This window comes from Micromonospora sp. CPCC 205539 (genome assembly GCF_036906815.1).
GTDB lineage: Bacteria > Actinomycetota > Actinomycetes > Mycobacteriales > Micromonosporaceae > Micromonospora.
Genome location: NZ_JBAKHW010000004.1, coordinates 1 through 24,517, shown reverse-complemented (window position 1 = coordinate 24,517; position 24,517 = coordinate 1). Strand labels below are relative to the sequence as shown.

20 protein-coding genes are annotated in these 24,517 nt (G+C 71.5%); 13 read left to right on the top strand and 7 right to left on the bottom strand.

Annotation, left to right across the window (positions count from 1 at the left end; translation table 11 throughout):
- The first annotated feature begins 8 nt into the window (after nt 1-8).
- Nucleotides 9-1,289, top strand: a complete 1,281-nt coding sequence (locus V6V47_RS04370) for an MFS transporter (RefSeq protein WP_442934183.1) — start codon at nt 9-11, stop codon at nt 1,287-1,289.
- Nucleotides 1,290-1,302: 13 nt separating this feature from the next.
- Here the strand turns inward: V6V47_RS04370 and V6V47_RS04365 are convergent, their stop codons facing one another.
- Nucleotides 1,303-1,659, bottom strand: a complete 357-nt coding sequence (locus tag V6V47_RS04365; RefSeq protein ID WP_334626658.1) for an anti-sigma factor antagonist — start codon at nt 1,657-1,659, stop codon at nt 1,303-1,305.
- Nucleotides 1,660-1,825: 166 nt separating this feature from the next.
- Between V6V47_RS04365 and V6V47_RS04360 the strand changes: the two genes are divergently transcribed.
- The 6 genes from V6V47_RS04360 to V6V47_RS04335 are packed head-to-tail and all read left to right on the top strand — an operon-like array spanning nt 1,826 to nt 7,421.
- Nucleotides 1,826-2,686 (top strand): STAS domain-containing protein, encoded by an 861-nt coding sequence (locus tag V6V47_RS04360; protein ID WP_334626657.1) that lies wholly within the window; start codon nt 1,826-1,828, stop codon nt 2,684-2,686.
- Nucleotides 2,686-3,096 carry an STAS domain-containing protein gene (locus V6V47_RS04355; protein ID WP_334626655.1) on the top strand — a complete coding sequence of 137 codons (411 nt, stop codon included), beginning with the start codon at nt 2,686-2,688 and terminating at the stop codon, nt 3,094-3,096. The genes V6V47_RS04360 and V6V47_RS04355 overlap by 1 nt, the downstream gene beginning before the upstream one ends.
- Complete coding sequence (locus tag V6V47_RS04350; RefSeq protein WP_334626654.1) at nt 3,093-3,512, top strand: ATP-binding protein; 420 nt, start codon at nt 3,093-3,095, stop codon at nt 3,510-3,512. The genes V6V47_RS04355 and V6V47_RS04350 overlap by 4 nt, the downstream gene beginning before the upstream one ends.
- Nucleotides 3,509-4,522, top strand: a complete 1,014-nt coding sequence (locus tag V6V47_RS04345; RefSeq protein WP_334626653.1) for a SpoIIE family protein phosphatase — start codon at nt 3,509-3,511, stop codon at nt 4,520-4,522. The genes V6V47_RS04350 and V6V47_RS04345 overlap by 4 nt, the downstream gene beginning before the upstream one ends.
- Nucleotides 4,519-5,880 (top strand): ATP-binding protein, encoded by a 1,362-nt coding sequence (locus V6V47_RS04340; RefSeq protein WP_334626652.1) that lies wholly within the window; start codon nt 4,519-4,521, stop codon nt 5,878-5,880. The genes V6V47_RS04345 and V6V47_RS04340 overlap by 4 nt, the downstream gene beginning before the upstream one ends.
- A gap of 2 nt (nt 5,881-5,882) precedes the next feature.
- Entirely contained in the window at nt 5,883-7,421 is a 1,539-nt protein-coding gene (locus V6V47_RS04335) for a SpoIIE family protein phosphatase (RefSeq protein ID WP_442934188.1), read from the top strand.
- Between the two features lie 114 nt (nt 7,422-7,535).
- Here the strand turns inward: V6V47_RS04335 and V6V47_RS04330 are convergent, their stop codons facing one another.
- Nucleotides 7,536-8,372, bottom strand: a complete 837-nt coding sequence (locus V6V47_RS04330) for an AraC family transcriptional regulator (RefSeq protein WP_334626650.1) — start codon at nt 8,370-8,372, stop codon at nt 7,536-7,538.
- Nucleotides 8,373-8,403: 31 nt separating this feature from the next.
- On the opposite strand from V6V47_RS04330, the gene V6V47_RS04325 reads away from it, so the two are divergent.
- The gene (locus tag V6V47_RS04325) at nt 8,404-8,982 is read left to right on the top strand and encodes a TIGR03086 family metal-binding protein (RefSeq protein ID WP_334626649.1); all 579 of its coding nucleotides are present in this window, start codon (nt 8,404-8,406) and stop codon (nt 8,980-8,982) included.
- 649 nt (nt 8,983-9,631) lie between these two features.
- Here the strand turns inward: V6V47_RS04325 and V6V47_RS04320 are convergent.
- Together V6V47_RS04320 and V6V47_RS04315 are read right to left on the bottom strand one after the other, a co-directional pair.
- The gene (locus V6V47_RS04320) at nt 9,632-9,814 is read right to left on the bottom strand and encodes a hypothetical protein (protein ID WP_334626648.1); all 183 of its coding nucleotides are present in this window, start codon (nt 9,812-9,814) and stop codon (nt 9,632-9,634) included.
- 158 nt (nt 9,815-9,972) lie between these two features.
- Nucleotides 9,973-12,069 (bottom strand): S9 family peptidase, encoded by a 2,097-nt coding sequence (locus V6V47_RS04315; protein WP_334626647.1) that lies wholly within the window; start codon nt 12,067-12,069, stop codon nt 9,973-9,975.
- Between the two features lie 95 nt (nt 12,070-12,164).
- On the opposite strand from V6V47_RS04315, the gene V6V47_RS04310 reads away from it, so the two are divergent.
- Entirely contained in the window at nt 12,165-13,523 is a 1,359-nt protein-coding gene (locus V6V47_RS04310; protein ID WP_334626646.1) for an FAD-binding oxidoreductase, read from the top strand.
- Between the two features lie 55 nt (nt 13,524-13,578).
- Here V6V47_RS04310 and V6V47_RS04305 read toward each other — a convergent pair whose 3' ends face one another.
- Both V6V47_RS04305 and V6V47_RS04300 read right to left on the bottom strand, forming a co-directional pair.
- Complete coding sequence (locus V6V47_RS04305; RefSeq protein ID WP_334626645.1) at nt 13,579-14,001, bottom strand: hypothetical protein; 423 nt, start codon at nt 13,999-14,001, stop codon at nt 13,579-13,581.
- A 50-nt stretch (nt 14,002-14,051) separates the two neighbouring features.
- The gene (locus tag V6V47_RS04300) at nt 14,052-16,124 is read right to left on the bottom strand and encodes a SpoIIE family protein phosphatase (protein ID WP_334626644.1); all 2,073 of its coding nucleotides are present in this window, start codon (nt 16,122-16,124) and stop codon (nt 14,052-14,054) included.
- 303 nt (nt 16,125-16,427) lie between these two features.
- Here V6V47_RS04300 and V6V47_RS04295 point away from each other — a divergent pair, with 303 nt between their 5' ends.
- Both V6V47_RS04295 and V6V47_RS04290 read left to right on the top strand, forming a co-directional pair.
- Nucleotides 16,428-20,795, top strand: coding sequence for a HAMP domain-containing protein (locus V6V47_RS04295; protein WP_334626643.1), 4,368 nt, complete (start codon nt 16,428-16,430; stop codon nt 20,793-20,795).
- A complete protein-coding gene (locus tag V6V47_RS04290) occupies nt 20,792-21,346 on the top strand; it encodes a response regulator (RefSeq protein WP_334626642.1) in 555 nt (184 codons plus the stop codon). The genes V6V47_RS04295 and V6V47_RS04290 overlap by 4 nt, the downstream gene beginning before the upstream one ends.
- A gap of 3 nt (nt 21,347-21,349) precedes the next feature.
- Here the strand turns inward: V6V47_RS04290 and V6V47_RS04285 are convergent, their stop codons facing one another.
- On the bottom strand, nt 21,350-21,847 hold the full coding sequence (locus V6V47_RS04285) for a GbsR/MarR family transcriptional regulator (protein ID WP_334626641.1): 498 nt from the start codon (nt 21,845-21,847) through the stop codon (nt 21,350-21,352).
- A gap of 93 nt (nt 21,848-21,940) precedes the next feature.
- Here V6V47_RS04285 and V6V47_RS04280 point away from each other — a divergent pair, with 93 nt between their 5' ends.
- Both V6V47_RS04280 and V6V47_RS04275 read left to right on the top strand, forming a co-directional pair.
- Complete coding sequence (locus V6V47_RS04280; protein WP_334626640.1) at nt 21,941-22,834, top strand: ABC transporter ATP-binding protein; 894 nt, start codon at nt 21,941-21,943, stop codon at nt 22,832-22,834.
- Entirely contained in the window at nt 22,831-24,444 is a 1,614-nt protein-coding gene (locus V6V47_RS04275) for an ABC transporter permease (protein WP_334626639.1), read from the top strand. The genes V6V47_RS04280 and V6V47_RS04275 overlap by 4 nt, the downstream gene beginning before the upstream one ends.
- The last annotated feature ends 73 nt before the right edge of the window (nt 24,445-24,517 follow it).

The following is a 24,517-nucleotide window of genomic DNA, read 5'->3' as shown; positions in this document are numbered from 1 at the left end:
TAGACGTCATGACCCCGCCACCGACCGCCGCTCCGGCGCTGCCCACGCCCTCCGCCGTACCCGTGCCGACCGCCGAGGCCGATTCGCGGCCCACGTCGGGCCGGCCGGCCACCGGTGGCGCGCTGGTGCTGGTCGGAATGCTGCTGGTCGCGCTCAACCTGCGCGCGGTGGTGACGAGCCTCGGCGCCCTGCTCGACGAGGTTCGCGACGGACTGGGGCTCTCCGGAACCACCGCCGGCCTGGTCACCACCCTGCCGACCATCGCGTTCGCGGGCGTCGGCGCGCTCACCCCGTGGCTGGTCCGCCGGGTCGCGCCGGCCCGGCTGCTGCTGGTCGGCATGCTCGCCCTCGCCGCCGGTCAGGTCCTCCGGGTCGTCACCGACTCGACCTGGGTCTTCCTGCTCACCAGCGCGCTGGCGCTGGGCGGCATCGCGGTCGCGAACATCCTGCTGCCGATGCTGGTCAAACAACACTTCCCGCACCGCGCCGGCCTGGTCACCGGGGCGTACACGATGGCGTTGACCGCAGGCACGACGGTGGCTGCCGCCACCGCGGTGCCGATCGCGCACGCCTTCGGGTCCTGGCGTGCCGGGCTCGGCATCTGGGCCGTGATGGCCGCGGTGGCCGTACTCCCGTGGGTGCCGCTGGCTCTGCGGACCCGGGCGGCCGCGCGGCGGGCGACCCCGACGGTGGCCGTCGCCGCGCCCGCACGGGTCCGGCCGGCGCGGACCCGGCTGGGGTGGGCGATGGCGGTCTACTTCGGGGCGCAGTCGCTCAGCGGGTACGCGATCATGGGGTGGCTGGCCCAACTGTTCCGGGACGCCGGCTACCAGCCGGAGTCGGCCGGGCTCCTGCTTGCCGGGGTGACCGCGCTCGGTGTGCCGATCGCGCTGCTGATGCCCACCCTGGCCAGCCGACTGCCCAGCCTGCGTCCGTTGGTGCTCGGGCTGACCACCTCGTCGACGCTGGCCTACCTGGGGTTGGCGTTCGCCCCGCGCGGCGCCGCGCTGCTGTGGGTGCTGCTGTTGGCGATCGGCCAGGGCGCCTTCCCGCTGATCCTGCTGGCCATCGGCCTGCGCGCCCGCACCGCCGAGGGGACCGTCGCGCTCTCCGCGTTCGCGCAGAGCACCGGGTACCTGATCGCTGCCCTCGGGCCGATGCTGGTCGGCATCCTCTACGAGGCGACCGGCGGCTGGACCGCGCCGATCGGATTCCTGCTGGTCGCGCTGGCCGTGCAGACGGCGGCGGGCATGGCGATCGCTCGCCCCCGCTTCGTGGAGGACGAGTGACGAGCGCCTGCGGTCAGGAGGAGGCCGGAGTCGGTTCGCCGGCGACGGCCTGATCCACCGTCGGGTAGGTGTGCAGCACCTCGACGAGGCCACTCACCTCGAGGATGCGCAGCACCCCCCGCTGCGGGGCGGCCAACCGCACCACGCCGCCGGCCTCGTCGCAGCTGTTCTTGGCGCGGACGAAGACCGACAGACCGGTCGAGTCGCAGAACGAGACGTCCGCCAGATCGAACACCAGCCGGCAACGGCCCTTGTCGAGCAGGTCGGTGATCTGGTCCTGCAACTGCGGTGCGGTCGCCATATCCAGCTCGCCCGCGACCGACACGACGACCACGTCGCCGCGCTGTTCCGTGTGCACCGTCAAGGACATTCGCCAGACCTCCTGTTATCGGGGGAACGGTATCCCACTATCGGGCTCGTGCGTGGAACGGGAGCCGGGATCCGGTGGCCACCGTCATTCCGTTGCTCTGCGGCAAGTAGTTGGTCGGTCCCCGGTGATAGAGTCCGGCCCGGTCCAGGTCGAGGGGGGTTTGGCAATGGCGTTGAGCGCCGAGGAAAGTGGTCGACTCGCTGCGCTGCTGAGCGGGCACGCCGAACGGGTCACCCAGCGGTGGACCGAGATCGTCGCCAGTTCGTTGCGTGGCCGGCTGAGTCAGGCGGAGCTGCGCCGGCAGGTTCAGGATCTGCACAACGCCATCGTCACCGCCGGTGAGCAAGGCATCATCGACCTGCCCGCCGAGAACGCCGTCGAACTGCGCGCCGCGCTCTCCGATCTGTCCCGGGGCCGGGCCCGACAGGGCTTCTCCGCCACCGAGACCGCGATCAGTGTCTTCGCGCTCAAAGAGGTGCTGGCCGAGCTGGTGCAGGAGGCCGGCGGCGCCACCGCGCTGCCCGACTACGTCGCGTTCTCCAGGCTGGTCGACGAGATGGGCCTGTTCACCTTCGAGAGCTTCGTACGCACCCGGGAGAGCCTGATCGCCGACCAGGCCGAGCAGTTGCTCGAGCTCTCCACCCCGGTGGTCAAGCTCTGGGACGGCGTGGTCGCGGTCCCGCTGGTCGGCACCCTGGACTCGGCGCGGGCCCAGGTGGTGATGGAGCGGCTGCTGCAGACGCTGGTCGACACCGGCTCGCCGTACGCGATCATCGACATCACCGGCGTTCCGGCGGTGGACACCCAGGTCGCCCAGCACATCCTCAAGACCGTGGTGGCAGCCCGGCTGATGGGCGCCGACTGCATCATCTCCGGCATCCGCCCGCAGATCGCCCAGACCATCGTCGCCCTCGGCATCGAGTTCGGCGACATCGCCACGAAGGCCAGCCTCGCCGACGCCCTGCGTCACGTGCTGCGGCTGACCGGGGTGGAGACCGCCCGCCGGCAACCCCGTCGGGACGTCTGATGGAACGGGTGCCGATTCTCAAGATCGGCGACATCCTGCTCGTCTCCATCCAGCTCGACATGTCCGACCAGACCGCGGTCCAGCTCCAGGACGACCTCGCCGAGCGGATCGTCGACACCGGCTGCCACGGCGTCATCATCGACATCACCGCGTTGGACATCGTCGACTCGTTCGTCGGGCGGATGCTCTCCACCATCGCGTCGATCTCCAAGGTGCTCGACGCGGAGACGGTGGTGGTCGGGATGCGTCCAGCCGTCGCCATCACCCTGGTCGAGCTGGGGTTGTCGCTGAACGGCATCCGTACCGCGCTGAACGTCGAGCGCGGCATGGAGCTCATCGCCGCGAGCCGCGGCAACGAGCTCGACGACCAGCTCGACGACGATCCGGACGCCGAGACGGCCACGTCATGACCGCGGGTATCGACCTGGGCCAGCCACAGGCGCAGGCGATCCGGAGCGACCAGGACGTGGTGCGGGTCCGGCAGATGGTCCGTACGGTGGCGGTCGCCGTCAAACTCTCCCTGGTCGACCAGACCAAGGTGGTCACTGCCGCGAGTGAGCTGGCCCGCAACACCCTGGTGTACGGCGGTGGCGGCGCGGTGGAGGTGGCGACCGTGGACAACGGTCGGCGCAAGGGCCTACGGATCGTCTTCGCCGACTCCGGGCCCGGCATCCCCGACCTCGACCTGGCTCTCACCGACGGCTACACCACCGGCGGTGGGCTCGGCCTCGGGCTCAGCGGTGCCCGGCGACTCGTCGACGAGTTCGAGATCGAGACATCGGCGGAGAGCGGCACCCGGATCACGGTCACCAAGTGGTCCCGGTGAACGGGGACGCGGTCACCGACAGCGGTATCTGGTTCCGGGTGGAGGCCGGCAGCGCGGCCAGCGCCGTCCGGCGCGCCGCCGAACGCCTCGGCGAGCAGTTGGGGTTGGGTGAGCCCCGCACGGCTGACCTGGCTATCGTCGCCGCCGAGCTGGCCAGCAACCTGGTCAAGCACGCCGACGAGGGCGTCCTGCTGCTCCGCCCGGTACGCCGCGCCGGTGAGGCCGGCGTGGAGCTGGTGGCCATCGACTCGGGGCCCGGCATGGCCGACCTGACGGTCTCCTCGCAGGACGGTCACTCCACGGCTGGCACGCTCGGCATCGGCCTGGGCGCCATCGTCCGCCAGGCCAGCTGGTTCGACGGATACTCGCTCTCCGGCCGGGGCACCGTCCTCGCCGTGCAGGTCTGGCCGGACGCGCCGGCTGCGCCGTCCTGGGCCGGTGCCCTCACCCGGCCGCTGGCCGGTGAGACGGTCAGCGGTGACGGGTACGCCGTCCGGGTCATCGAGGGGCGGCACCAGCTGCTGGTCAGCGATGGCCTGGGGCACGGCCCGCTGGCCGCCGCCGCCACCGAGGCTGCGCTGGCCGCGTTCCGTTCCGCACCGGCCGGTCCACCGGCGACGGTGGTCGGCCACCTGCACAGGTCCATGTCGCATACCCGTGGCGCCGCGCTGGCGGTCGCTGAGCTGGTGCCAGCGGACGGTGTGCTGCGCTATGCCGGTCTGGGCAACATTTCCGGCGTGGTGGTCGAGGGTGATGGAAAGCGCCGAGGGCTGGTGTCGCTGCCGGGCATCGCCGGGCACCATCGCCCGACGGTCCGGGAGTACGACTACCCGTTCGGCCCGGGCGCCCGGCTGGTGATGCACAGCGACGGAGTGGTCGACCGCTGGAAGCTGACCGACTATCCGGGCCTGCTCGAACGGTCCCCGCTGGTGATGGCGGCGACCTTACTGCGCGACGCCGGGATACGCCGCGACGACGCCTGCGTGCTGGTTGCGAGGTCCTGGGAATGACCGGCGGGCCGGGCGAGCTGCCGTTGCTGCAGATGGCGCTGCGGGTCGAGCAGGACATCTTCGTGATCCGTCAGCGGGGCCGCGAGGTGGCCGCGGTGGTCGGTCTGGAACATCAGGACCAGATCCGGATCGCCACCGCGCTCAGTGAGGTGGCCCGCGATCTGTTGAGACTGGCCGGCGGCGCGGACATTTCCTTCCACGTCCACACGGGCATCGACGGCCGCTTCCACCTGCGCGCCGACCTGGCGCCGGTGGCCGCCCTGCCGGACGGCCGATACGAGCCGCAGTCCGGCGCGGTGTCCCGACTGGTCGACACACTGAGCGCGTCGACCGTTGAGGGGGTTACGGTCGTAAGGATGTCCCGACGAGTCCCGGCCAACGCGCCGACGCCGACCCCGGAGCGGCTCGCCGAGTTCCGTGCTGAACTCGGCCGCATCGCGCCGTCCAGCGCCTTGGACGAGCTGACCGCGCAGAACGGGCAGCTCATCGCGGCGCTCGACGAGGCGCGCAGCCACCGCGACGAGCTGGCCGTGCTGAACGAGGAACTGGCCGAGACCAACCACGGGGTGCTGGCGCTCTACAACCAGCTCACCGAGGAGTTGGAGGAGACCAACCGGGGTGTGGTCGCCCTCTACGCCGAGCTGGACGAGAAGTCGGCCCAGCTGCGCGCGGCGAGCGAATCCAAGAGCCGGTTCCTGGCCAATGTGAGCCATGAGTTGCGCGCCCCGGTCACCGCGATCATCGGGTTGGGGCGGCTGCTCACCGACCCCGCCTCCGACCCGCTGACCGACGAGCAGAGTCAACAGGTCGATCTGATCCGCTCCTCGGCGACGGATCTGCTCGGTCTGGTCAACGACCTGCTGGACCTCGCCAAGGCGGAGTCGGGCCGGATCGAACCAGACTGGGCCGAGGTCGACCTGCGCCCGGTCTTCGGTCAGCTGCGCGGCACGCTGCGCGCGCTGGCCACCGGCTCTGAGGTGGCGCTGGTGGTGGAGGAGCCGCCCGCGCCGGCCGTGCTGCGCACCGATGAGGTGCTGCTCGGCCAGGTGCTGCGCAACCTGCTGCACAACGGGTTGAAGTTCACCGAGCGCGGCGAGGTGCGGCTGGCGGCCCGGCAGCGGGACGACCGGTGGAGCTTCACGGTGAGCGACACCGGGCCGGGCATCGCACCCGAGCTGCACGAACGGATCTTCGAGGAGTTCTACCAGGTGCCGGGAGCCACCCGGGTCGGCGGCACCGGCCTCGGCCTGCCGTACGCCCAGCGTCTCGTGACGCTGCTCGGCGGGACGCTCGAGCTGTCCAGCGAGCCGGGCCAGGGCAGTACGTTCACAATCACCCTGCCGGTGGGCGGTGGATGACGATGGATCATGGCCCGGCGACCATCCTGGTGGTCGATGACAGTCGCACCAAGCGCTACCTGCTGGTCAGCTGGCTGACCCGGGCGGGGTTCACCGTGCTGGAGGCGGAGAGCGGCGCCGAGGCGCTGGCCCGGGTCGAGGTGGACCGCATCGACCTGGTGGTGCTCGACGTCCGCCTGCCCGACATGAGCGGCTTCGAGGTATGCGAACGGATCAAGACGGCGCACCCGGCGATGCCGGTGATCCACGTGTCTGCGCACGCCGTGGACGTTGCCGACCGTGCCCAGGGGCTGACCCGGGGCGCGGACGCCTACCTGGCTGAGCCCATCGAGCCGGAGGAGCTGATCGCCACCACCCGGGCGGTGCTGCGCTACTACCAGGCCCGGCAGCGCGCCGAGTTGCTCGCCGAACGGCTGCTCGTGCTGGCCGACACGACGGTGGCCGTGCACGCCGCACCGACCTTCGCCCGGCTGTTGGAGGCCGCTGCGGAGGGTGCCGCGCAGATCTTCAAGAGCCCGGTGGCGGTGGTCGCCGAGACCTTCGACGGCGACTGCCTCGCGGGGATCTGCACCGGGCCGGGCGCGCAGGCCGCCGTGGTGCCGTGGGTGGTGGACGACACCGGGGTGCCGACCGGCGCCACGGTCCGGGTGGAGGAGCCTGCGCGCTGGGGGCTGGTCGACTGGCCGGCCGGCGACTCGGTGACGGTGGCCGCCGCCAAGTTGCGGGAGGACCGCGCCCCGCTGTACGTGGTGGTCCCGACCGCCACCCAGACCGCCCGGACCCCGGTGCTGAAGCAGTTGGCCCAGGCGGTGGCGGCGGCGGTGGAGGCCCAGCGCTCGTTCGACGAGGAGCACCGGATCGCGGTCACCCTCCAGCGCAGCCTGCTCCCGCGCCGGCTACCCGAGGTGGCCGGTCTGGATCTCGCGGTGCGCTACGAGCCGGCCAGCGCGCAGACCGAGGTGGGTGGCGACTTCTACGAGCTGGTGATGCTCGACGGGCACCTGCTGCTGGCGATCGGCGACGTGGCCGGCCACTCGCTGCACGCGGCGACGGTGATGGCCGAGCTACGGCACGCGGTGCGGGCGTACGCGGTCGAGGGGCACCAACCCGGCGAGATCCTGCACCGGGTCAACGAGCTGATGCGGACCCTGCTGCCGGCCGAGATCGCCACGCTCTGCGTGCTGCTGCTGCACCCGCCGACCGGGCGGATCCGGTTGGCCAGCGCAGGTCACCTGCCGCCGCTGCTCAGCCTCGACGGCAAGGTGGAGTTCGTGCAGCACTCGGCACCGCTGCTCGGTGTCCGTGCGCCCCGCCCGGCCGATCTGGAGTTCGTCCTGCCGGCCGGCGCCACGCTGGTGTTCTACACCGACGGGCTGATCGAGCGCCGGGACGCCACCATCGACGAAGGGCTGGCCGCCATCGCCGCGGTGTGCGGCACGGTGGACCAGGATCTGGAGCAGTTCTGCTCCCGGCTGCTCATGGAGCTGGCCCCGCCGGAGATCCAGGACGACGTGGCCGTGGTCGTGCTGCGCCGCCGCTGAGCGGGGCCGCTTGGCCGCCTGCCGCGGCCTCAATCCACTCGAGATCGGGGATGTCGCGGTTTCCGCCGCGCTGGGATGCCCCGACATCAGCGATACCGGGTCGATCATCGGACCTCAGTGGACCGATCGGGCGTACGCGGCGGGCGACACTCCAGCGACCGCGGTGAAGTCGCGGACGAGATGGGCCTGGTCGCTGTAGCCGAGGTCGGCGGCGAGGTCCGCCCAGGCCAGCGGGCCTCCGGCGGCCTGCTCGACGGCCTCCTGGAGCCGGTAGCGGCGGATCACCCACTTCGGGCCGACCCCTACGTACTCGGTGAAGAGCCGTTGCAGGCGGCGCACCGTGAGGTCATGCTGCGCGGCGAAGTCGTCGACCCGTAGCACCGTACGGTCGGTTCGGATCGCCTCGGCCAGCCGGACGGCTTCGTCGACCACCGGGTCCGGCTCGGGTGCCATGGCGGTGAGCAGGGCATCCAGCGCGAGGCGACGGTCGTCGTCGGTGCCCGCGCAGATCCGATGGTCGAATTGTGGGAGCCGGCCGGCGGGCAGCGGCAGCCGGCGACCGGTCAGTTCGGCGACGGATCGGCCCCAGAACGGGTGGAAGCCGCCCGGGCGGAACTGGATCCCGCAGACCCGGCCGGTGCCGGTCAGCGTGATCCGAAACAGGTGGCGGCCCACGCCGGCAACCTCGCCGGTCCCCTGCCCGCCGCCGCCGCCGCTGCCGCCGTCGTCGTCTCGGCTCTCGTCGCCGTCGCGCCGGAACACCAGGTTGACCGCGGGGTGCGGCACGATCCGCTGCTCGAAGGGTGCGCTCAACGCCCAGTCGATCAGCCAGTAGTGCTCGACCCAGGGGCGTAGCGACTCCGCCGGCAGGTGCCGACGGAACCTGACCTCGCGCAGCAGTCGCCCGGGGTCCAGGATTCCCCGGCTGTCGCCACGCGGTCGCTGTCGCATTTCTTCAAGACCACCCTCATACGCTGGCCCTATGACCACACAGACTAGCGATCTGCTGGCGGCGGCCGCGCCGCGAACCGTCGACGTGGTGCGCGGCATCGCCGACGACCAGCTCGACCTGCCCACGCCGTGCCGCGACTACGCGGTCCGCGACCTGCTCAACCACCTGTTCGAGGTGGTGGTGAACTTCCAGGATCTGGCCGAGAAGCGGTCGGTCGAGTGGTCCGAGAAGCCCGACCACCTCGTCGACGGCTGGCGGGACCGATTCGAGGCGGAGACCGACCGGTTGATCACCGCCTGGTCCGACCCCTCCACCCTGGAGGGTGTGTCGCCCGGCATGGGCATGCCACAGACCGTCATCGGTGGCATGGCACTGTTGGACCTCACCGTGCACGGCTGGGATCTCGCCGTCGCCACGGACCAGCCGTACCGGCCCGCGCCGGAGGCGGTGGCCGAGTTGCACGGGCTGGTCGAGCAGCTGGCGCCGACCGCCCGGAAAATGGGCGTCTTCGCCGACCCGGCCCCGACTCCCACCACCGAGGACCCTCGGGACCTGCATCACCTCCTGGCCTACACCGGCCGTAATCCCACCTGGCCCCCCGCCTCATGACCACCTTCGGCGGTCATGACGTGATCATGGCCGTGCGGGTCCCTCGACGACCGGGACTCAGACATGGCTCGACTTTCTCGACATTCATCCGTAATTGACGGTCTTGACTGCCTCCTGGCGATCGGATACATTCCCGTAATCGCTCGTTAATAGCTGTCTCAATACGGGGGTAGGGAAAGATGAAAAAGCGTGCGTTATTGCTTTCGGTTGCCGCTGTGGCATCGGTCCTCGTGGGCGTGTCAGGGCCAGCCCAAGCCGCACCGACGGGTTGTTCGGCGACCGCCGTCGGCTACGGCTCTGGCGCCTACTGCAGTGGCGGCACCGGGCAGTTCAGGGCAAAGACGCGTTGTGACAAGCCGTGGGCCCCGGATTACGACCGGTACGGCGAGTGGATGGGTGTCGGCACCTGGTCGTCTTTCGCCAAGTGCGACAACGGGCACGTCGCTTTCAATGCGACCTGGCAGACGCGGTAGTCAGTTCCTCAGTTCGTGGGGCGTCGGACGTGACGTGTCCGGCGCCCATGCGAATTGGCGGTGCCACCCAGGTCGTGCAATCAGTGGTGAATGCTAACCGCAATTGACGAGTCGTCGCTCGAAAGAAGCGTGCCGCGTCGTGGGGTGAATTGCGCCGGCGGATTGACGACGGGCGGTCAGCTCGCGGCGTGAAAGAGGCCGGCGGACCAGGCGATCACCAGGCCGACGGCCGCTGAACAGCAACAGACGAGCAGGGCGGCAGTCACCACCGCGAGGATCATCCAGGCGGACATGCGGCGGGCTGCCCCCGGCGGCGCGTCGATCCCCGACCCGTCCCGGTCTCCGCCCACGTCATCCACCCCGGAAGTCTAGGCGGCCCGGCCGGCCAGACGCGTGCCGCCTGGTGATCGAGCAACGGTCAGGAAGCGCCGACAACCAGGAAGTAGTGGCCTCGACGACGGCCGAGACTACTACTTCCTGGTTTCAGTGCCGGTCACCCCGACACGCGGCCCGCGCGTCAGGCGCGGTTGAAGCGATCCAGGATCCAGGCGTTGATGAACGCTTCCTCGCGCCAGGCGTCGTAGCGGCCGCTCGGACCGCCGTGCCCGGCACCCATCTCGGTCTTGAGCAGGTAGTCGCCCGTCGGGGCGACCGACCGCAGCCGGGCGATCCACTTCGCCGGCTCGGAGTAGAGCACGCGGGTGTCGTTGAGGCTGGTCACCGCGAGGATCGCCGGGTAGTCCACCGATGCCACGTTCTCGTACGGCGTGTAGGACTTCATGTACGCGTACACCTCGGGGTCCTCCAGCGGGTTGCCCCACTCCTCCCACTCGGTGACGGTGAGCGGCAACGACGGGTCGAGGATCGAGGTGAGCGCGTCCACGAACGGCACCTGCGCCACGATCCCGGTGAACGCGTCCGGCGCGAGGTTGGCCACCGCACCCATCAGCAGGCCACCGGCCGAGGCGCCCCGGGCGACCAGCCGGTCGCTGGCCGTCCAGCCGGCCTTGACGAGGTGCTGGGCGCACGCCACGAAGTCGGTGAAGGTGTTCTTCTTGGCCAGCATCTTGCCCTGGTCGTACCAGCGCCGGCCCAACTCGCCACCGCCGCGGGTGTGGGCCACCGCGAAGACCACGCCCCGGTCCAGCAGGGACAGTCGGGCCACCGAGAACCACGGGTCCATGCTGGCCTCGTACGAGCCGTAGCCGTACAGCTCGCAGGGGGCCGAGCCGTCCCGGGGGGTGCCCACCCGGCAGACCAGCGAGATCGGCACCCGAGTGCCGTCGTCGGCGAGAGCCCAGTCGCGGTGCTGCTCGTACTCGGCCGGGTCGTACGGCCGCCCGTCCGGCCCGGGCAGCACCGGCTTCTGCTTGCGCAGCACCATCTGCCGGGTCACCAGGTCGTAGTCGTAGATCGAATCGGGGGTGACCAGCGAGGAGTAGCGCAGCCGGACCTGCCGGGTGCGGTACTCGGGGTTGGCGTCCAGCCCGACGCTGTACAGCGGTTCGGGAAAGTCGATGTCGTACGCGTCGCCGCCGCCGACCGGCAGCACCCGCAGCCCGGTGAGTCCGTCGGTACGCAGCGACACCACCAGGTGGTCCGCGAAGGCGTCCACCGCCTCCAGTCGGGTGCCCGCGCTGTGCTCGATCAGCGGCACCCAGTCGCCCGGCAGGTCGGCCGAGGTGTACGCGAGCGCGAAGTCCTCCGCGCCGTCGTTGTGCAGGATCAGGAAGCGGTGGCCGTGGTGCTCCACGGCGTACTCGACGCCCTGCCGGCGGGGCGCGATCACGGCCGGGGCGCCGGTCGGGTTGCCGGCCGGGATCACCAGCACCTCGCTGGTGACCTTGCTGTGGATGTCGATCAGGATGAACTTCTCCGACCGGGTCAGCTCCACGCCGACCCAGAACCGCTCGTCGTCCTCCTGGTGCACCACGACGTCGTCGGCGGCGGCCGAGCCGACCGTGTGCCGCCAGACCCGGTTCGGCCGCCAGGCGTCGTCCACGGTCACGTAGAACAGCACCGACGCGTCGGCCGACCAGGCGGTGCCGTAGAACGTGTCCGGAATTTCGTCCGGCAGCAGCTCACCTGTGGTCAGGTCCTTCACCCGCAGGGTGAACCGCTCGTCGCCGGAGAAGTCGGTGGAGTAGGCCAGCCAGCGCCCGTCCGGGCTCACGTCGAAGGCGCCCAGGGAGAAGAAATCGTGCCCCTCGGCCAGCAGGTTGCCGTCGAGCAGCACCTCCTCGCCGTCGAGCGGGGCGCCGTCGGCGCTCACCGGCGGGTCGGTCTCGGAGTCGCGGACCGCGCGCCGGCAGTGCACGCCGTACTGCTGGCCCTCGACCGTGCGGGTGTAGTACCAGTGCCCGTCCTTGCGGGTCGGCACGGACAGGTCGGTCTCCTGGGTGCGCCGACGGGTCTCTTCGAACAGCTCCGCGCGCAGCTCCTCCAGGTGCGCCGTGCGCTCCTCGGTGTACGCGTTCTCGGCGGTCAGGTAGGCGATCGTCTCCGGGTCGTCCTTGGCGGCGAGCCAGGTGTACTCGTCGATGACGGTGTCGCCGTGGTGGGTGCGCTCGGTGGGCACCCGCTTCGCCGCGGGCGGGGCAGTCTCGGTGGTCACGCGGCCACGTTACCGGCCGGCCCCCGTCGCGCGCCGGACCAGCGTCATCCCGATCTGCGCCGCCACATCGTTCGAACACATGTACGATAACCGCCATGGCGGCAGCAGCGCGTTACCTCGGCCGGTCCGGAGCCCTCGAGATCACCCGGCGGTTGACGGCGATCTGCGGTCCGCCGTTCGCCCGCCTCGCCGGGCCGGCCGACGAGGTGGCCGGCCGGTCGGCACGCTGGGTGGCGGTGCCGGGCAGCCCGCGTGCCGCAGCCGAGGTGCTGCGTTTGGCCGCAGCGAACGACCTGGCGGTGGTGCCCCGGGGCGCCGGCACGAAGATCGACTGGGGCGCCACGCCAGCGCAGGTCGACATCCTGCTCGACACCGGCCGGCTGGCCGGCATCGGCCACGAGCCGGTCGGCGCCTCGGTGGTCGAGGTTGGCGCCGGCACGCCGGTGCGGGCCGTGCAGGCCACTCTGGAGCGCACCGGGCAACGGCTGGCGATGGACGCGCCGTCTCCCGGGGCGACCCTGGGCGGGGTGCTCGCCGCCGGTGAGTCCGGCCCGTTGCGGCACCGCCACGGCAGCCCGTGCGACCAACTCCTCGGCGTTCGCTACCTGGGCGCCGACGGCGAGTTGGTCAGCGCGGGCGGCGGCGCACCCGGGCTCGACCTGGCCCGACTGCTCTGCGGCTCGCAGGGCGCGCTCGGCGTGCTGGTCTCGGCCAGCCTGCGGGTGCAACCGGTGCCGGCCAGCCGGCTGTGGATCTCCCGGCCAGTGTGGACGCCGCTGGAGGTGCACGAGCTGATCCAGACGATCCTCGCCGCCCGGCTGGAGCCGGCCGCCATCGAGTTGGACCTCCCGGGCGGCACGCCGCGGCCGCGCACTCCATACCCGCCGGGGCACCCGGCCGCCACCGCGCGGGAGCGCCACCCGTCGATGGCCGGGCGGGCCAGCGCTCCGTCGCGAGCGGGCAGCCTGGTGGTGCTGCTCGAGGGCGGCCCGGCCGACGTCACGGAGCGCGCCGAGCGCCTGGTCGGCCTGCTGCACGGGGAGGCCATGGTGACCGACTCCGCGCCACAGTGGTGGCGCCGCTATCCGTTCGCGCCCGGCGACACGGCGCTGCGCCTGGAGGTGCCGATCAGCGACCTGCACGCCGCCGTCTACGCGCTGCGGGACGCGGCCGGTGCCCCGGTGCCGGTGCGGGGCTCGGCCGGGCTGGGCGTGGTGCACGCGGCGCTGCCAGGCGCGCTGGCCCCCGACCGGGTGGCGTCCATCCTGGCCGCCGTCCGGGGGGTGCTGCTGGCTCGGCAAGGCCGCTGCGTGGTGGTCTCCGCTCCCGCGCCGGTCCGGCAGGCCGTCGACCTCTGGGGTGAGCTGGCCGGTCTGGCCCAGTTGAGGGCCGCGAAGGAGCATCTCGACCCGCAGCACCGACTCGCCCCCGGGCGCCTTCCCGGCGGCCTGTGACCGCGCCAGGCAGGCTGCCGCCGGTCGGTCAGTCCGCCGGGCTGCCGCCGGTCGATCAGTCGAGCCACCACCGGTGCATGTCCAGAAGTGGTGGGGTAAGCCGTGCGACCAGCACCAGCACCGTGCCCACCGCGCCGGCCAGCAGGAGCGTCCGGGTCGACCGGGGGAGGGTGTCGCGCTCCCGGGCGAGCAGCGCCACCGCGACGAGCGCCAGCGGCGGCCCGACCAGTGCGCCCACCAGGTAGAGCAGCGACACCACGCCGTAGACCCAGTAGAACGCGTCCACGCCGGACGGGATCAGGTCCTTGGGGTCGTACGCGCCGGTCAGCATCTCGGCCGGGCCGACGCCGGCGGTCGCCATCCGGCCCAGGTAGAGCAGCAGCACGGTGAGGAACGCACCGATGGCCACCAGTTGCCCGACGATCAGCGCCCGGACGACCGGTCGGGAGGACGGCGCAATCTGCGCGACGCTCGACATGAGCGTCAATCTAAGGCGTCCATCGAGATCAGGTGGCCCGTGTGCGGCGGTCAGGTCGCGTCGTTGCGGAGCACCAGGACGGCGATGTCGTCCCGGGGCGGTTCGACCGAGAAGTTGATCGCGGCGGCACGCAGCCGGGCGGCCACCACGTCGGCCGAGTAGCCGGCCAGTGGCGCGGCCGCGTCGCGCAGCCGGTCGGTGCCGAACAGCTCCCGGCCGCGCCGCCGCTCGGTGACCCCGTCGGTGTAGAAGATCAGGGAGTCACCCGGGGCGAGCGTGATCTGCGCCGTCGGCGAGGTGATCGTGTCGAGCAGGCCCAGCGCCGTGCCTCCGATGCCGACGAACCCGGCACCGCCCGCGCCGGCCAGCAGCACCGGTCGGTCGTGCCCGGCCAGGTGCAGCGAGACATCCAGGTGGTCACCGTCGCCCGGCCCGACCGCCGCCAGGGCCAACGTGCAGTACCGGCCACCGCCCCGCTCGACCAGCGTCTCGTTCAGCCGGGCCAGCGCCTCCGGCAACGGCTTGCCATCGCCGACCAGCACCCGGATCACGTCCCGTACGAGGCCGGTGACGGCGGCAGCCTGGACGCCCTTGCCCGAAACGTCCCCGATCACCACCAGCCAACGCCCGTCGGGTAGCGGCACCACGTCGTAGAAATCGCCGCCCACCTCCGCGTCGTCCCCGGTCGGGACGTACTCGGCGGCGAAGCCGATCCCGTCCACCACCGGCAGCACCGGAGGCAGCAGGGACTGTTGGAGCGTCTGGGCCACCCGGCGGCGTTCGGCGTGGATCCGGGCGTTCTCGATGGCCAGCGCGGCCCGGCGGGCCACGTCCTCCAGTACGGCCACCTCGTCCGGGTCGTGCCGGTGCCGCTGATGCCGCCCCACCGCCAGGGTGCCGAGCCGCTGCCCTCGGGCGATCAGCGGGACCGCGAACCCCTCCATCGGCCCGCCGAGCGGGATCTGCGCCGCACTGCGGGACGCCTCACGCAGCCGGGCCTGGATCGAGTCCGGGCCGGTCTCCGCCAGCACCTTGTGCAGCTGCGGCAGCATCGACTCGTCGGCGTGGCTGGCCGCCGCCAGCTTGAGCCGGCCCCATTCGTCGGCGGTGTGCACCGCGCACCACTGGCCCAGCCGGGGCACCACCAGTTGCGGGATCAGCGCCATCGTCAGCTCGACGTCCAGTGACTGGGCCAGCAGCTCGCTCGCCTCGGCCAGGAAGGTCAGCCAGACCTGTCGGCGGACGTCGACCCGGCGAAGCCGGTCGTTCTCCAGGTGCAGCGACAGCCGTTCGGCGGTGAGCACCGCCAGCGGTCGGGCGTACGCCGACGGCGCGGCGTCCAGCTCGAGCTCCCCGGCGTACGGGCGGTGCACCGTCAACGGCACCCGGAGCAGCTCGCCGCCGGGGCGGGCCGGCCGGCCGAAGCGGGCCAGCACCTGGCGGCCCTGCCCGTCGCCCCGGTCCAGTCGGATCGTGCCGCCGGCCGCGCCCACCATCTCGGCGACCCGGCTCAGCAGGTTGGTGGCGAAGTCGGGCAGCGGATCGTCCGCGTACACGTCGGGGCTGGTTTGCATGAGTTCGCTCATCGCGCCGGCGCTCGGCGCGGAGTTGTCGACGGCCGCCCCGGTGCCGTTGCTGGCCGGTGTCGAGTCGCCGAGGGCCTCGCCGTCGGATGGGTCGGTGCCGGGGCGGTCCAGCCGGAACCAGACGCCCTTGCCGGTGGGCAGGTACGTGGTGCCCCAGCGGCTGGCGAAGTGGTCGACCAGCAGCAGCCCTCGACCCCGCTCGGAGACCTCGTTGATCTCGGTGGCGTCGTTGCGGGTGCCGACGGTCAGCTCGTCGCCCGAGCCGGGAGCGAAGTCGGAGACGGTCACGGACAGCCCGAACTCGTCCGCGACCACCTCGATGTCCAGTTCGGTGCGGGCGTGCTCGACGGCGTTGGTGGTCAACTCGGTGGTGAGCAGCAACGCCTCGTTGACCAACTCGTCCAGGTGCGCCTCGGTCAACACCGAACGGACCACCGCGCGGGCGGCGGCGGGCGTACGGCGGTCGGCGGGCAGCCGGACACGCCGGGCAGCCCCGTTCCGGGCTCCGGCCGTCGCGGGCCCCGCCTCGGCTGACACCCTCGTATCCTCCACCGTCGCCCCACCAGGTGCCAAGCCGACCGCCCCGCCGGGGGGAAAGGGCACCCTGTGGTGGAGCAGGGGGGCGACGATCCCCGACGAGTCCGGTGCGCCCACCGGGCGCGTACGGGCTCGGGGCGAGGTGTCCGACCCGGCGTGTCGGATCGGCCGCATCGAGCGGATCGGTTGTGTCGGTCGGGCCGCTGGCGGGTCGCGCACCCTGGCACTGCGGCGCGCGCGGGCACAATATGGGGTGGCCGGCGTGTCCGTACGGGCCGGCGCCCCCGAGTTGAGCGAGGAATGATGACCACGGCGAAGCAGGCGGTCGCGGATCCGTCCGCGCCCGACCACGAGGCGCTCCTCGGTGAGCTGATCGAGGCGCTGCGACAGGTCCGCCGCGGCGACCTGAAGGTCCGGCTGCCCCGACGGGCGGGCCGGGCCGGTGAGGTGGCGGACGCCTTCAACGAGGTGGTGTCGAGCCAGGAGCGGCAGTACCTCGACCTGCGGCGGATCAGCCGGATCGTCGGTCGGGACGGCCGGCTCACCGAGCGGCTGGACGACGAAGGGCTGGACGGCTCCTGGGCGGAGGGGCAGCGGGCGATCAACTCGCTGATCGACGACCTGGGCCGCCCGACCACCGAGATCGCCCGGGTGATCGTGGCGGTCGCCGACGGTGATCTCTCCCAGCACATGGCGCTGGAGATCGACGGCCGGCCGCTGCGCGGTGAGTACCTGCGCATCGGGCGCACCGTGAACACGATGGTCGACCAGCTCTCGTCGTTCTCCAACGAGGTGACCCGGGTGGCCCGCGAGGTGGGCACCGAGGGCAAGCTCGGCGGCCAGGCTGACGTCCGGGGCGTCGCCGGCACCTGGAAGGACCTCACCGACTCGGTGAACACCATGGCGTCGAACCTCACCTACCAGGTGCGGTCGATCTCCCAGGTGTCCACGGCGGTGGCCAAGGGCGACCTGTCGCAGAAGATCACCGTCTCGGCCAAGGGTGAGGTCGCCGAGCTGGCGCACACCATCAACTACCTCACCGACACGCTGCGGCTCTTCGCGGAGCAGGTGACCCGGGTGGCCCGCGAGGTGGGCACCGAGGGCAAGCTCGGCGGCCAGGCCGAGGTGCCGAACGTGGCCGGCACCTGGAAGGACCTGACCGACAGCGTCAACTCGATGGCGTCGAACCTGACCGCCCAGGTCCGCAACATCGCCCAGGTCTCCACGGCGGTGGCCCGCGGTGACCTGTCGCAGAAGATCACCGTGGCGGCGCAGGGCGAGATCCTGGAGCTGAAGGACACCGTCAACACGATGGTGGACCAGTTGTCGTCGTTCGCCGACGAGGTGACCCGCGTGGCCCGTGAGGTGGGCATCGAGGGCAAGTTGGGCGGTCAGGCCCAGGTCCGTGGCGTCTCCGGCACCTGGCGCGACCTCACCGAGAACGTCAACCAGTTGGCCGGCAACCTGACCAGCCAGGTCCGCAACATCTCCCAGGTGTCCACGGCGGTGGCGCGCGGTGACCTGTCGCAGAAGATCACGGTCGACGCACAGGGCGAGATCCTGGAGCTGAAGAACACCGTCAACACCATGGTCGACCAGTTGTCGTCGTTCGCCGACGAGGTGACGCGCGTCGCGCGCGAGGTGGGCACCGAGGGCAACCTGGGTGGTCAGGCGCAGGTCAAGGGCGTCAGCGGTACGTGGCGGGACCTGACCGACAACGTGAACTCGATGGCGTCGAACCTGACCAGCCAGGTCCGCAACATCGCCTCGGTTACGACGGCGGTGGCGAAGGGTGACCTGTCGCAAAAGATCACGGTGGACGCCCGGGGCGAGATCCTGGAGCTGAAGTCCACGGTCAACACGATGGTGGATCAGCTGTCGTCGTTCGCCGACGAGGTGACGCGCGTCGCGCGCGAGGTGGGCACCGAGGGCAAGCTCGGCGGTCAGGCCCAGGTCCGCGGCGTCGCCGGCACCTGGCGGGACCTGACCGACAACGTGAACTCGATGGCGTCGAACCTGACTGCCCAGGTGCGGAACATCGCACAGGTCTCCACGGCGGTGGCGAAGGGTGACCTGTCGCAGAAGATCACGGTGGACGCCCGGGGCGAGATCCTGGAGCTGAAGTCCACGGTCAACACGATGGTGGATCAGCTCTCGTCGTTCGCCGACGAGGTGACGCGCGTCGCGCGCGAGGTGGGCACCGAGGGCAAGCTCGGCGGTCAGGCCCAGGTCAAGGGCGTCAGCGGTACGTGGCGGGACCTGACCGACAACGTGAACTCGATGGCGTCGAACCTGACCAGCCAGGTCCGGAACATCGCCTCGGTCACCACGGCGGTGGCCAAGGGTGACCTGTCGCAGAAGATCACGGTGGACGCGCAGGGCGAGATCCTGGAGCTGAAGTCCACGGTCAACACGATGGTGGACCAGCTCTCGTCGTTCGCCGACGAGGTGACCCGGGTGGCCCGCGAGGTCGGCATCGAGGGCAAGCTCGGTGGCCAGGCGCAGGTCAAGGGCGTCTCCGGCACCTGGCGGGACCTCACCGAGAACGTCAACCAGCTCGCCTCGACCCTCACCACCCAGCTGCGGGCCATCGCCCAGGTGTCCACGTCGGTGACCCGGGGCGACCTGACCCAGCGGATCGCGGTCAAGGCCCAGGGCGAGGTCGCCGAGCTCAAGGACAACATCAACCAGATGATCGTCACCCTCCGGGAGACGACCAAGAAGAACGCCGAACAGGGCTGGCTGGATTCGAACCTGGCCCGGATCGGCGGCCTGTTGCAGGGCCAGCGGGACCTGGTCGAGGTCTGCCGCATGATCATGACGGAGGTGACTCCGCTGGTGGACGCCCAGCTCGGCGCCTTCTTCCTGGCCGACGACACCGACGGCAGCATGCGGCTGAGGCTGACCTCCTCCTACGGGTACGTGGCGCGGGGGCACGACGTCACCTTCGGGCCGGGTGAGGGGCTGGTCGGCCAGACCGCGCTCTCCCGCCGGACGATCCGGGTCAGCGCCTCCCCGAACAGCCGGCTGACCCTGCGCTCCGGCCTGGCCGAGACACCACCGTCCGATCTGGTGGTGCTCCCCGTGCTGTTCGAGGGGGAGCTGCTCGGGGTGATCGAGTTCGCCAGCGTGGTCTCCTTCTCCGAGCTGCACCTGTCGTTCCTGGAGCGGCTGGTGCTCACCATCGGCATCGCGGTCAACACCATCCAGGCCAACCGGCGTACGGAGGAGCTGCTGGCCCAGTCGCAGCGGCTGGCGCACGAGCTCCAGGAGCAGTCGGCGGAGTTGCAGCGCACCAACGCCGAGCTGGAGGAGAAGGCCACGCTGCTCTCCGAGCAGAAGGGCAACATCGAGACGAAGAACCGGGAGATCGAGCTGGCCCGGCTCGGCCTGGAGGAGAAGGCGCAGCAGCTCACCCGGGCTTCGGCGTACAAGTCGGAGTTCCTGGCCAACATGAGCCACGAGCTGCGTACGCCGCTGAACTCGTTGCTGCTGCTGGCCCGCCTGCTGGCCGAGAACTCGGAGCAGAACCTCAACCCGAAGCAGATCGAGTTCGCCAAGACCATCCACAGCGCGGGCTCGGATCTGCTCTCGCTGATCGACGACATCCTCGACCTGTCCAAGATCGAGGCTGGTCGGATGGACGTCGAGCCGACCGAGATCCGGTTCGCGGAGATCCGCGGCTACGTCGAGCAGGCGTTCGCGCCGCAGGCCGAGGAGAAGAGCCTGGACTTCCAGGTACGGGTGAGCAAGGATCTGCCGGCCGCGCTGGTCACCGACGCGCAGCGGCTGCAGCAGATCCTGCGCAACCTGCTCTCCAACGCGGTGAAGTTCACCGACAACGGTGCGGTGACGCTGCGGATCGCCCCGGCGGCGGAGAACGTGGTCTTCGACGTGCCGGCGTTGACCAACGCCCAGCAGGTGATCGCCTTCACGGTGATCGACACGGGAATCGGCATCTCCGACGACAAGCTCTCGATCATCTTCGAGGCGTTCCAGCAGGCGGACGGCACCACCAGCCGTCGCTACGGTGGCACCGGCCTGGGCCTGTCGATCAGTCGTGACCTGGCCCGGCTGATCGGCGGCACGATCACCGTGTCGTCGGCACCCGGGCAGGGGTCGACCTTCACCCTGTTCGTGCCGCACGTGCTGGCCCCGGACGCGGTGGTCGCGCCTCAGCCGCCGTCCCCGCAGCGCGCCGGCCTGCCGTCGTCGCTGCTGATGCCGCCGCTGGAGCTGCTGCCGGAACGGCCGGAAGCGCCGGCCACCCGCCAGCTGGACGGTTCCACCGTGCTGATCGTGGACGACGACGTGCGCAACGTCTTCGCCCTCACCAGCGCGTTGGAGTTGCACGGGATGACCGTGCTGTACTCGGACAACGGGGCGGACGGTGTCCGCCTGCTGGCCGAGCACCCGGAGGTGGACATCGTGCTGATGGACGCCATGATGCCGGACCAGGACGGGTACGAGACCACCCGCCAGATTCGTCGCAACCACCGGTTCGCCGACCTGCCGGTCGTCTTCCTGACCGCGAAGGCGATGCCGGGTGACCGTGAGTCGGCGCTCGCGGCCGGGGGCAGCGACTACATCACCAAGCCGGTCGACCTGGACGATCTGATCGAGCTGATGTCGTCCTGGATCAGCGGCAGCCGGACCGAGGAGACTTCGTGACCCAGTTGGCCAAGGCGCTGCTCGTGGACGACCGGCGCGAGAACCTGATGGCCCTGGAGGCGATCCTCCAGGGCCTGCCGGTCCAGTCGGTGGCGGTGGAGAGCGGCGAGGCTGCCCTCAAGCAACTGCTGGTGGACGACTTCGCGGTGATCCTGCTGGACGCGCAGATGCCGGACATGGACGGCTTTGAGACGGCCAGTCACATCAAGCGCCGGGAACGCACCCGGCACCTGCCGATCATCTTCCTCACCGCCGCCGACCGGGACGCCCAGCTCGCCCTCCGGGGCTACCAGGTGGGCGCGGTGGATTACCTGACGAAGCCGTTCGACCCGTGGGTGCTGCGGGCCAAGGTGTCGGTCTTCGTGGAGCTGTGGGTGAAGACCCGGCAGTTGGCCGCCCAGTCGGACCTGGTCCGGGAGCGCGACACGCAGTGGCGGCGGCTCACCGATGCCGTCGACGAGGCCACCACTCTGCTGCGCTCCGACGATCCGGAGGCTCGGGACCGGGCGGTGCAGCTCCTTGAGCAGGCTCGTTGGGGCAACTCCGGCTGACGCTCAGGCCTCGCCGAGGCGGGCGTGGCCGGTGGCGGCCCGCCGTTCCCGCCAGCGCTGGCCCAGCGCGTCGATCTCCTCCTGGACGAAGATGAAGAAGTCACGCATCTCGGCCACCCGTTCGCCGGCCGGTGTCTCGGGTCCGTTGAGGGCGGCCACCCCGCCGTCGGCCACGTCGATGAACGTCTTGTAGAGCGCGGTCTTGGTGATGGTCGCCTCGTACCAGGGGTTGGTCGGCATCCGGTAGCGGTCCCGCCGGGACCGGGGGACCGGCTCGCGGATCAGCATGCCGAACTGGGTGAGGTAGCGGACCGCGCCGCTGACCGCCGCCGCGCTCACCCCGAGCCGCTCGCCGATCTCGGCGGCGGTCAACGGGTCGTCCGCGCTCATCACGGTGAACAGCACCCGGGCGGCCATCCGCGGAAATCCGACCTCGGCGAAGGTCAACGCCATCCGCTCGACGAAGAGATGCACCGGGTCGTGGCTGTCGGCGGCTGCCATCGTGGTGGTCCCTCCTGCGTGCTCGTGGGCCCCGATGGTGCCCCGGATCTCACAGTCTTCACAACTTTGTGAAACGAGTGTAGCTTCCGATACATGGAAACTCCCATTGAGGTGTCCGGCCTGGTCAAGACCTTCGGCCGGACCCGGGCGCTCGACGGTCTGAACCTGACCGTCCGTGCCGGTGAGGTGCACGGCTTCCTCGGCCCGAACGGCTCCGGGAAGTCGACCACCATCCGTGCGCTGCTCGGGCTCCTCCGGACGGACGCGGGGACGGTTCGCCTCCTCGGTGGCGACCCCTGGCGCGACGCCGTGGCCCTGCACCGCCGGCTGGCGTACGTGCCGGGCGACGTGACGCTCTGGCCCAACCTCTCCGGCGGCGAGGTCATCGACCTGCTCGGTCGGATGCGTGGCGGCCTCGACCCGGCCCGTCGGGCCGAGCTGCTCGACTCCTTCGAGCTGGACCCCCGCAAGAAGGGGCGGGCGTACTCCAAGGGCAACCGGCAGAAGGTCGGCCTGGTCGCCGCGCTTGCGTCCGACGTCGAGCTGCTCATCCTGGACGAGCCCACCTCCGGCCTGGACCCGCTCATGGAGGAGGTGTTCCAGCAGTGGGTACGCCGGGCCAAGGCCGACGGCCGCACCGTGCTGCTCTCCAGCCACATCCTGGCCGAGGTGGAAGCGCTCTGCGACCGGGTGACGATCATCCGCAACGGTCGGGACGTCGAGACCGGCACCCTGACCGAGCTGCGGCACCTGCGCCGGACCTCCATCGAGGCCGAGCTGACCGGTCCGACGGACGGGCTGGGCCAACTGGCGGGCGTGCACGACCTGCGGGTCGAGGGCGCGCGGGTGCGCTTCGACGTGGACAACGCCGCGCTGGACGCCGCGCTGCGCCGACTCACCGAGATCGGCGTACGCAGCCTGATCAGCCAGCCGCCGACGCTGGAGGAGCTGTTCCTGCGGCACTACCAGGCCGAGGTGCCGGCATGAGCGCGTTCACCGGCACCTGGCACCTGACGCGGCTGATCCTGCGCCGCGACCGGATCGTGCTGCCGATCTGGATCCTGCTGCTCGCAGTGCTGCCGGCCAGCTACGCGGGCACGTACGCCGAGCTGTACCCGACCGACGCCGAGCGGGCCGCCTACCTGGCCGGCACGGCGAGCAACCCCTCGATCGTCGCCCTGCTCGGCCCGGTCTACGGCTCCAGCGTGGGCGCGCTCGCCGTCCAGCGGGCGGGCCTGCTCGCGGTGATCGTCGCGCTGGTCAGCGTGCTCACCGTGATCCGGCACACCCGCACCGAGGAGGAGGCCGGGCGGCGGGAGCTGCTGGGTGCCACCGTGCTCGGCCGGTACGCCGGGCTGACCGCCGCGCTGCTGGTCACGTACGCCGCCGATCTGCTGGTTGGCCTCCTCACGGCCGGCGGCCTGGTCGCCGCTGGCCTGCCCGGCGCGGGCTCGGTGCTCTTCGGCGCCGGGGTGGCGCTCACCGGCATCGTCTTCGCCACGGTCGGCGGCCTGGCCGCGCAGCTCACCGAGAGCGCGGGTGGCGCGCGTGGGATCGGTCTGGGCGCGCTCGGGCTGGCCTTCGTACTGCGGCTGGGCGGCGACGCGGGCGGCTCCGGCGGCACCGGTGGGAGTGCGGAGTGGCTGAGCTGGCTCTCGCCGCTCGGCTGGGCGGCCCGTGGTCGGGCCTTCGCCGACGAACGCTGGTGGGTGCTGCTGCTGCCGGTGCTGCTCAGCGTGGTGATCGCGCTCGTCGCGTACCCCGTCTCGGTGCGCCGGGACCTCGGCGCCGGTGTGTTCCCACCCCGGCTCGGGCCGGCCACCGCCGGCGCGGGGCTCACCGGCCCGTTCGGCCTGGCGTGGCGGCTGCACCGGGGCCAACTGCTCGGCTGGACCGTCGGCTTCGGGCTGCTCGGTCTGGTGCTCGGCGGTGCGGCGGACGCCGCTGGCGAAGCGGTGGAGGGCAACCAGCAGATCGCCGAGATCCTCTCCCGGCTCGGCGGCAGCTCCGCGCTCGCCGAGGCGTACCTCGGGGGGACGTTGAGCCTGACCGCGCTGGCCGCCGCCGGCTACGGCATCCAGGCCGCGCTGCGGGCGCGGGCCGAGGAGGCCGCCGGGCGGGCCGAGCCGCTGCTCGCCGCAGCGGTGAGCCGGACCCACTGGCTGGCGGCGCACCTGTTCTTCGCGCTGCTCGGCCCGGTGGTCGTGCTGGCCGTGGCGGGGCTCGCCACCGGGCTGGCCTACGGCCTCAGCGTGGGCGACGTCGGCGGTGAGCTGCCCCGGCTGCTCGGTGCCGGCCTGGCGCAGGTGCCGGCCGCCTGGGTGCTGGCCGGGTTGGCGGCGCTGCTGGTCGGCTGGCTGCCCCGGTTCTCCGCGGGCGCCTGGGCGGTGCTCGCCGGCTGCCTGCTGCTCGGTCAGCTCGGCGCGGTGCTCGAGCTGAACCAGTGGGCGCTGGACCTCTCCCCGTTCACCCACACCCCGCAGGTCCTCAGCCCCACCTGGACCGCGACGCCGCTGGCCGCCCTGACCGCCCTGGCAGCGGCCCTGATCGCCCTGGCCCTCAGCACCTTCCGAACCCGAGACGTCCCCGTCCCCTGACCGACCCCCACCCCCAGCCCTCGCCCGACGCCCCCTGCCCCGCCCGCACGCCCCCAGCCCCCGCCCGACGCCC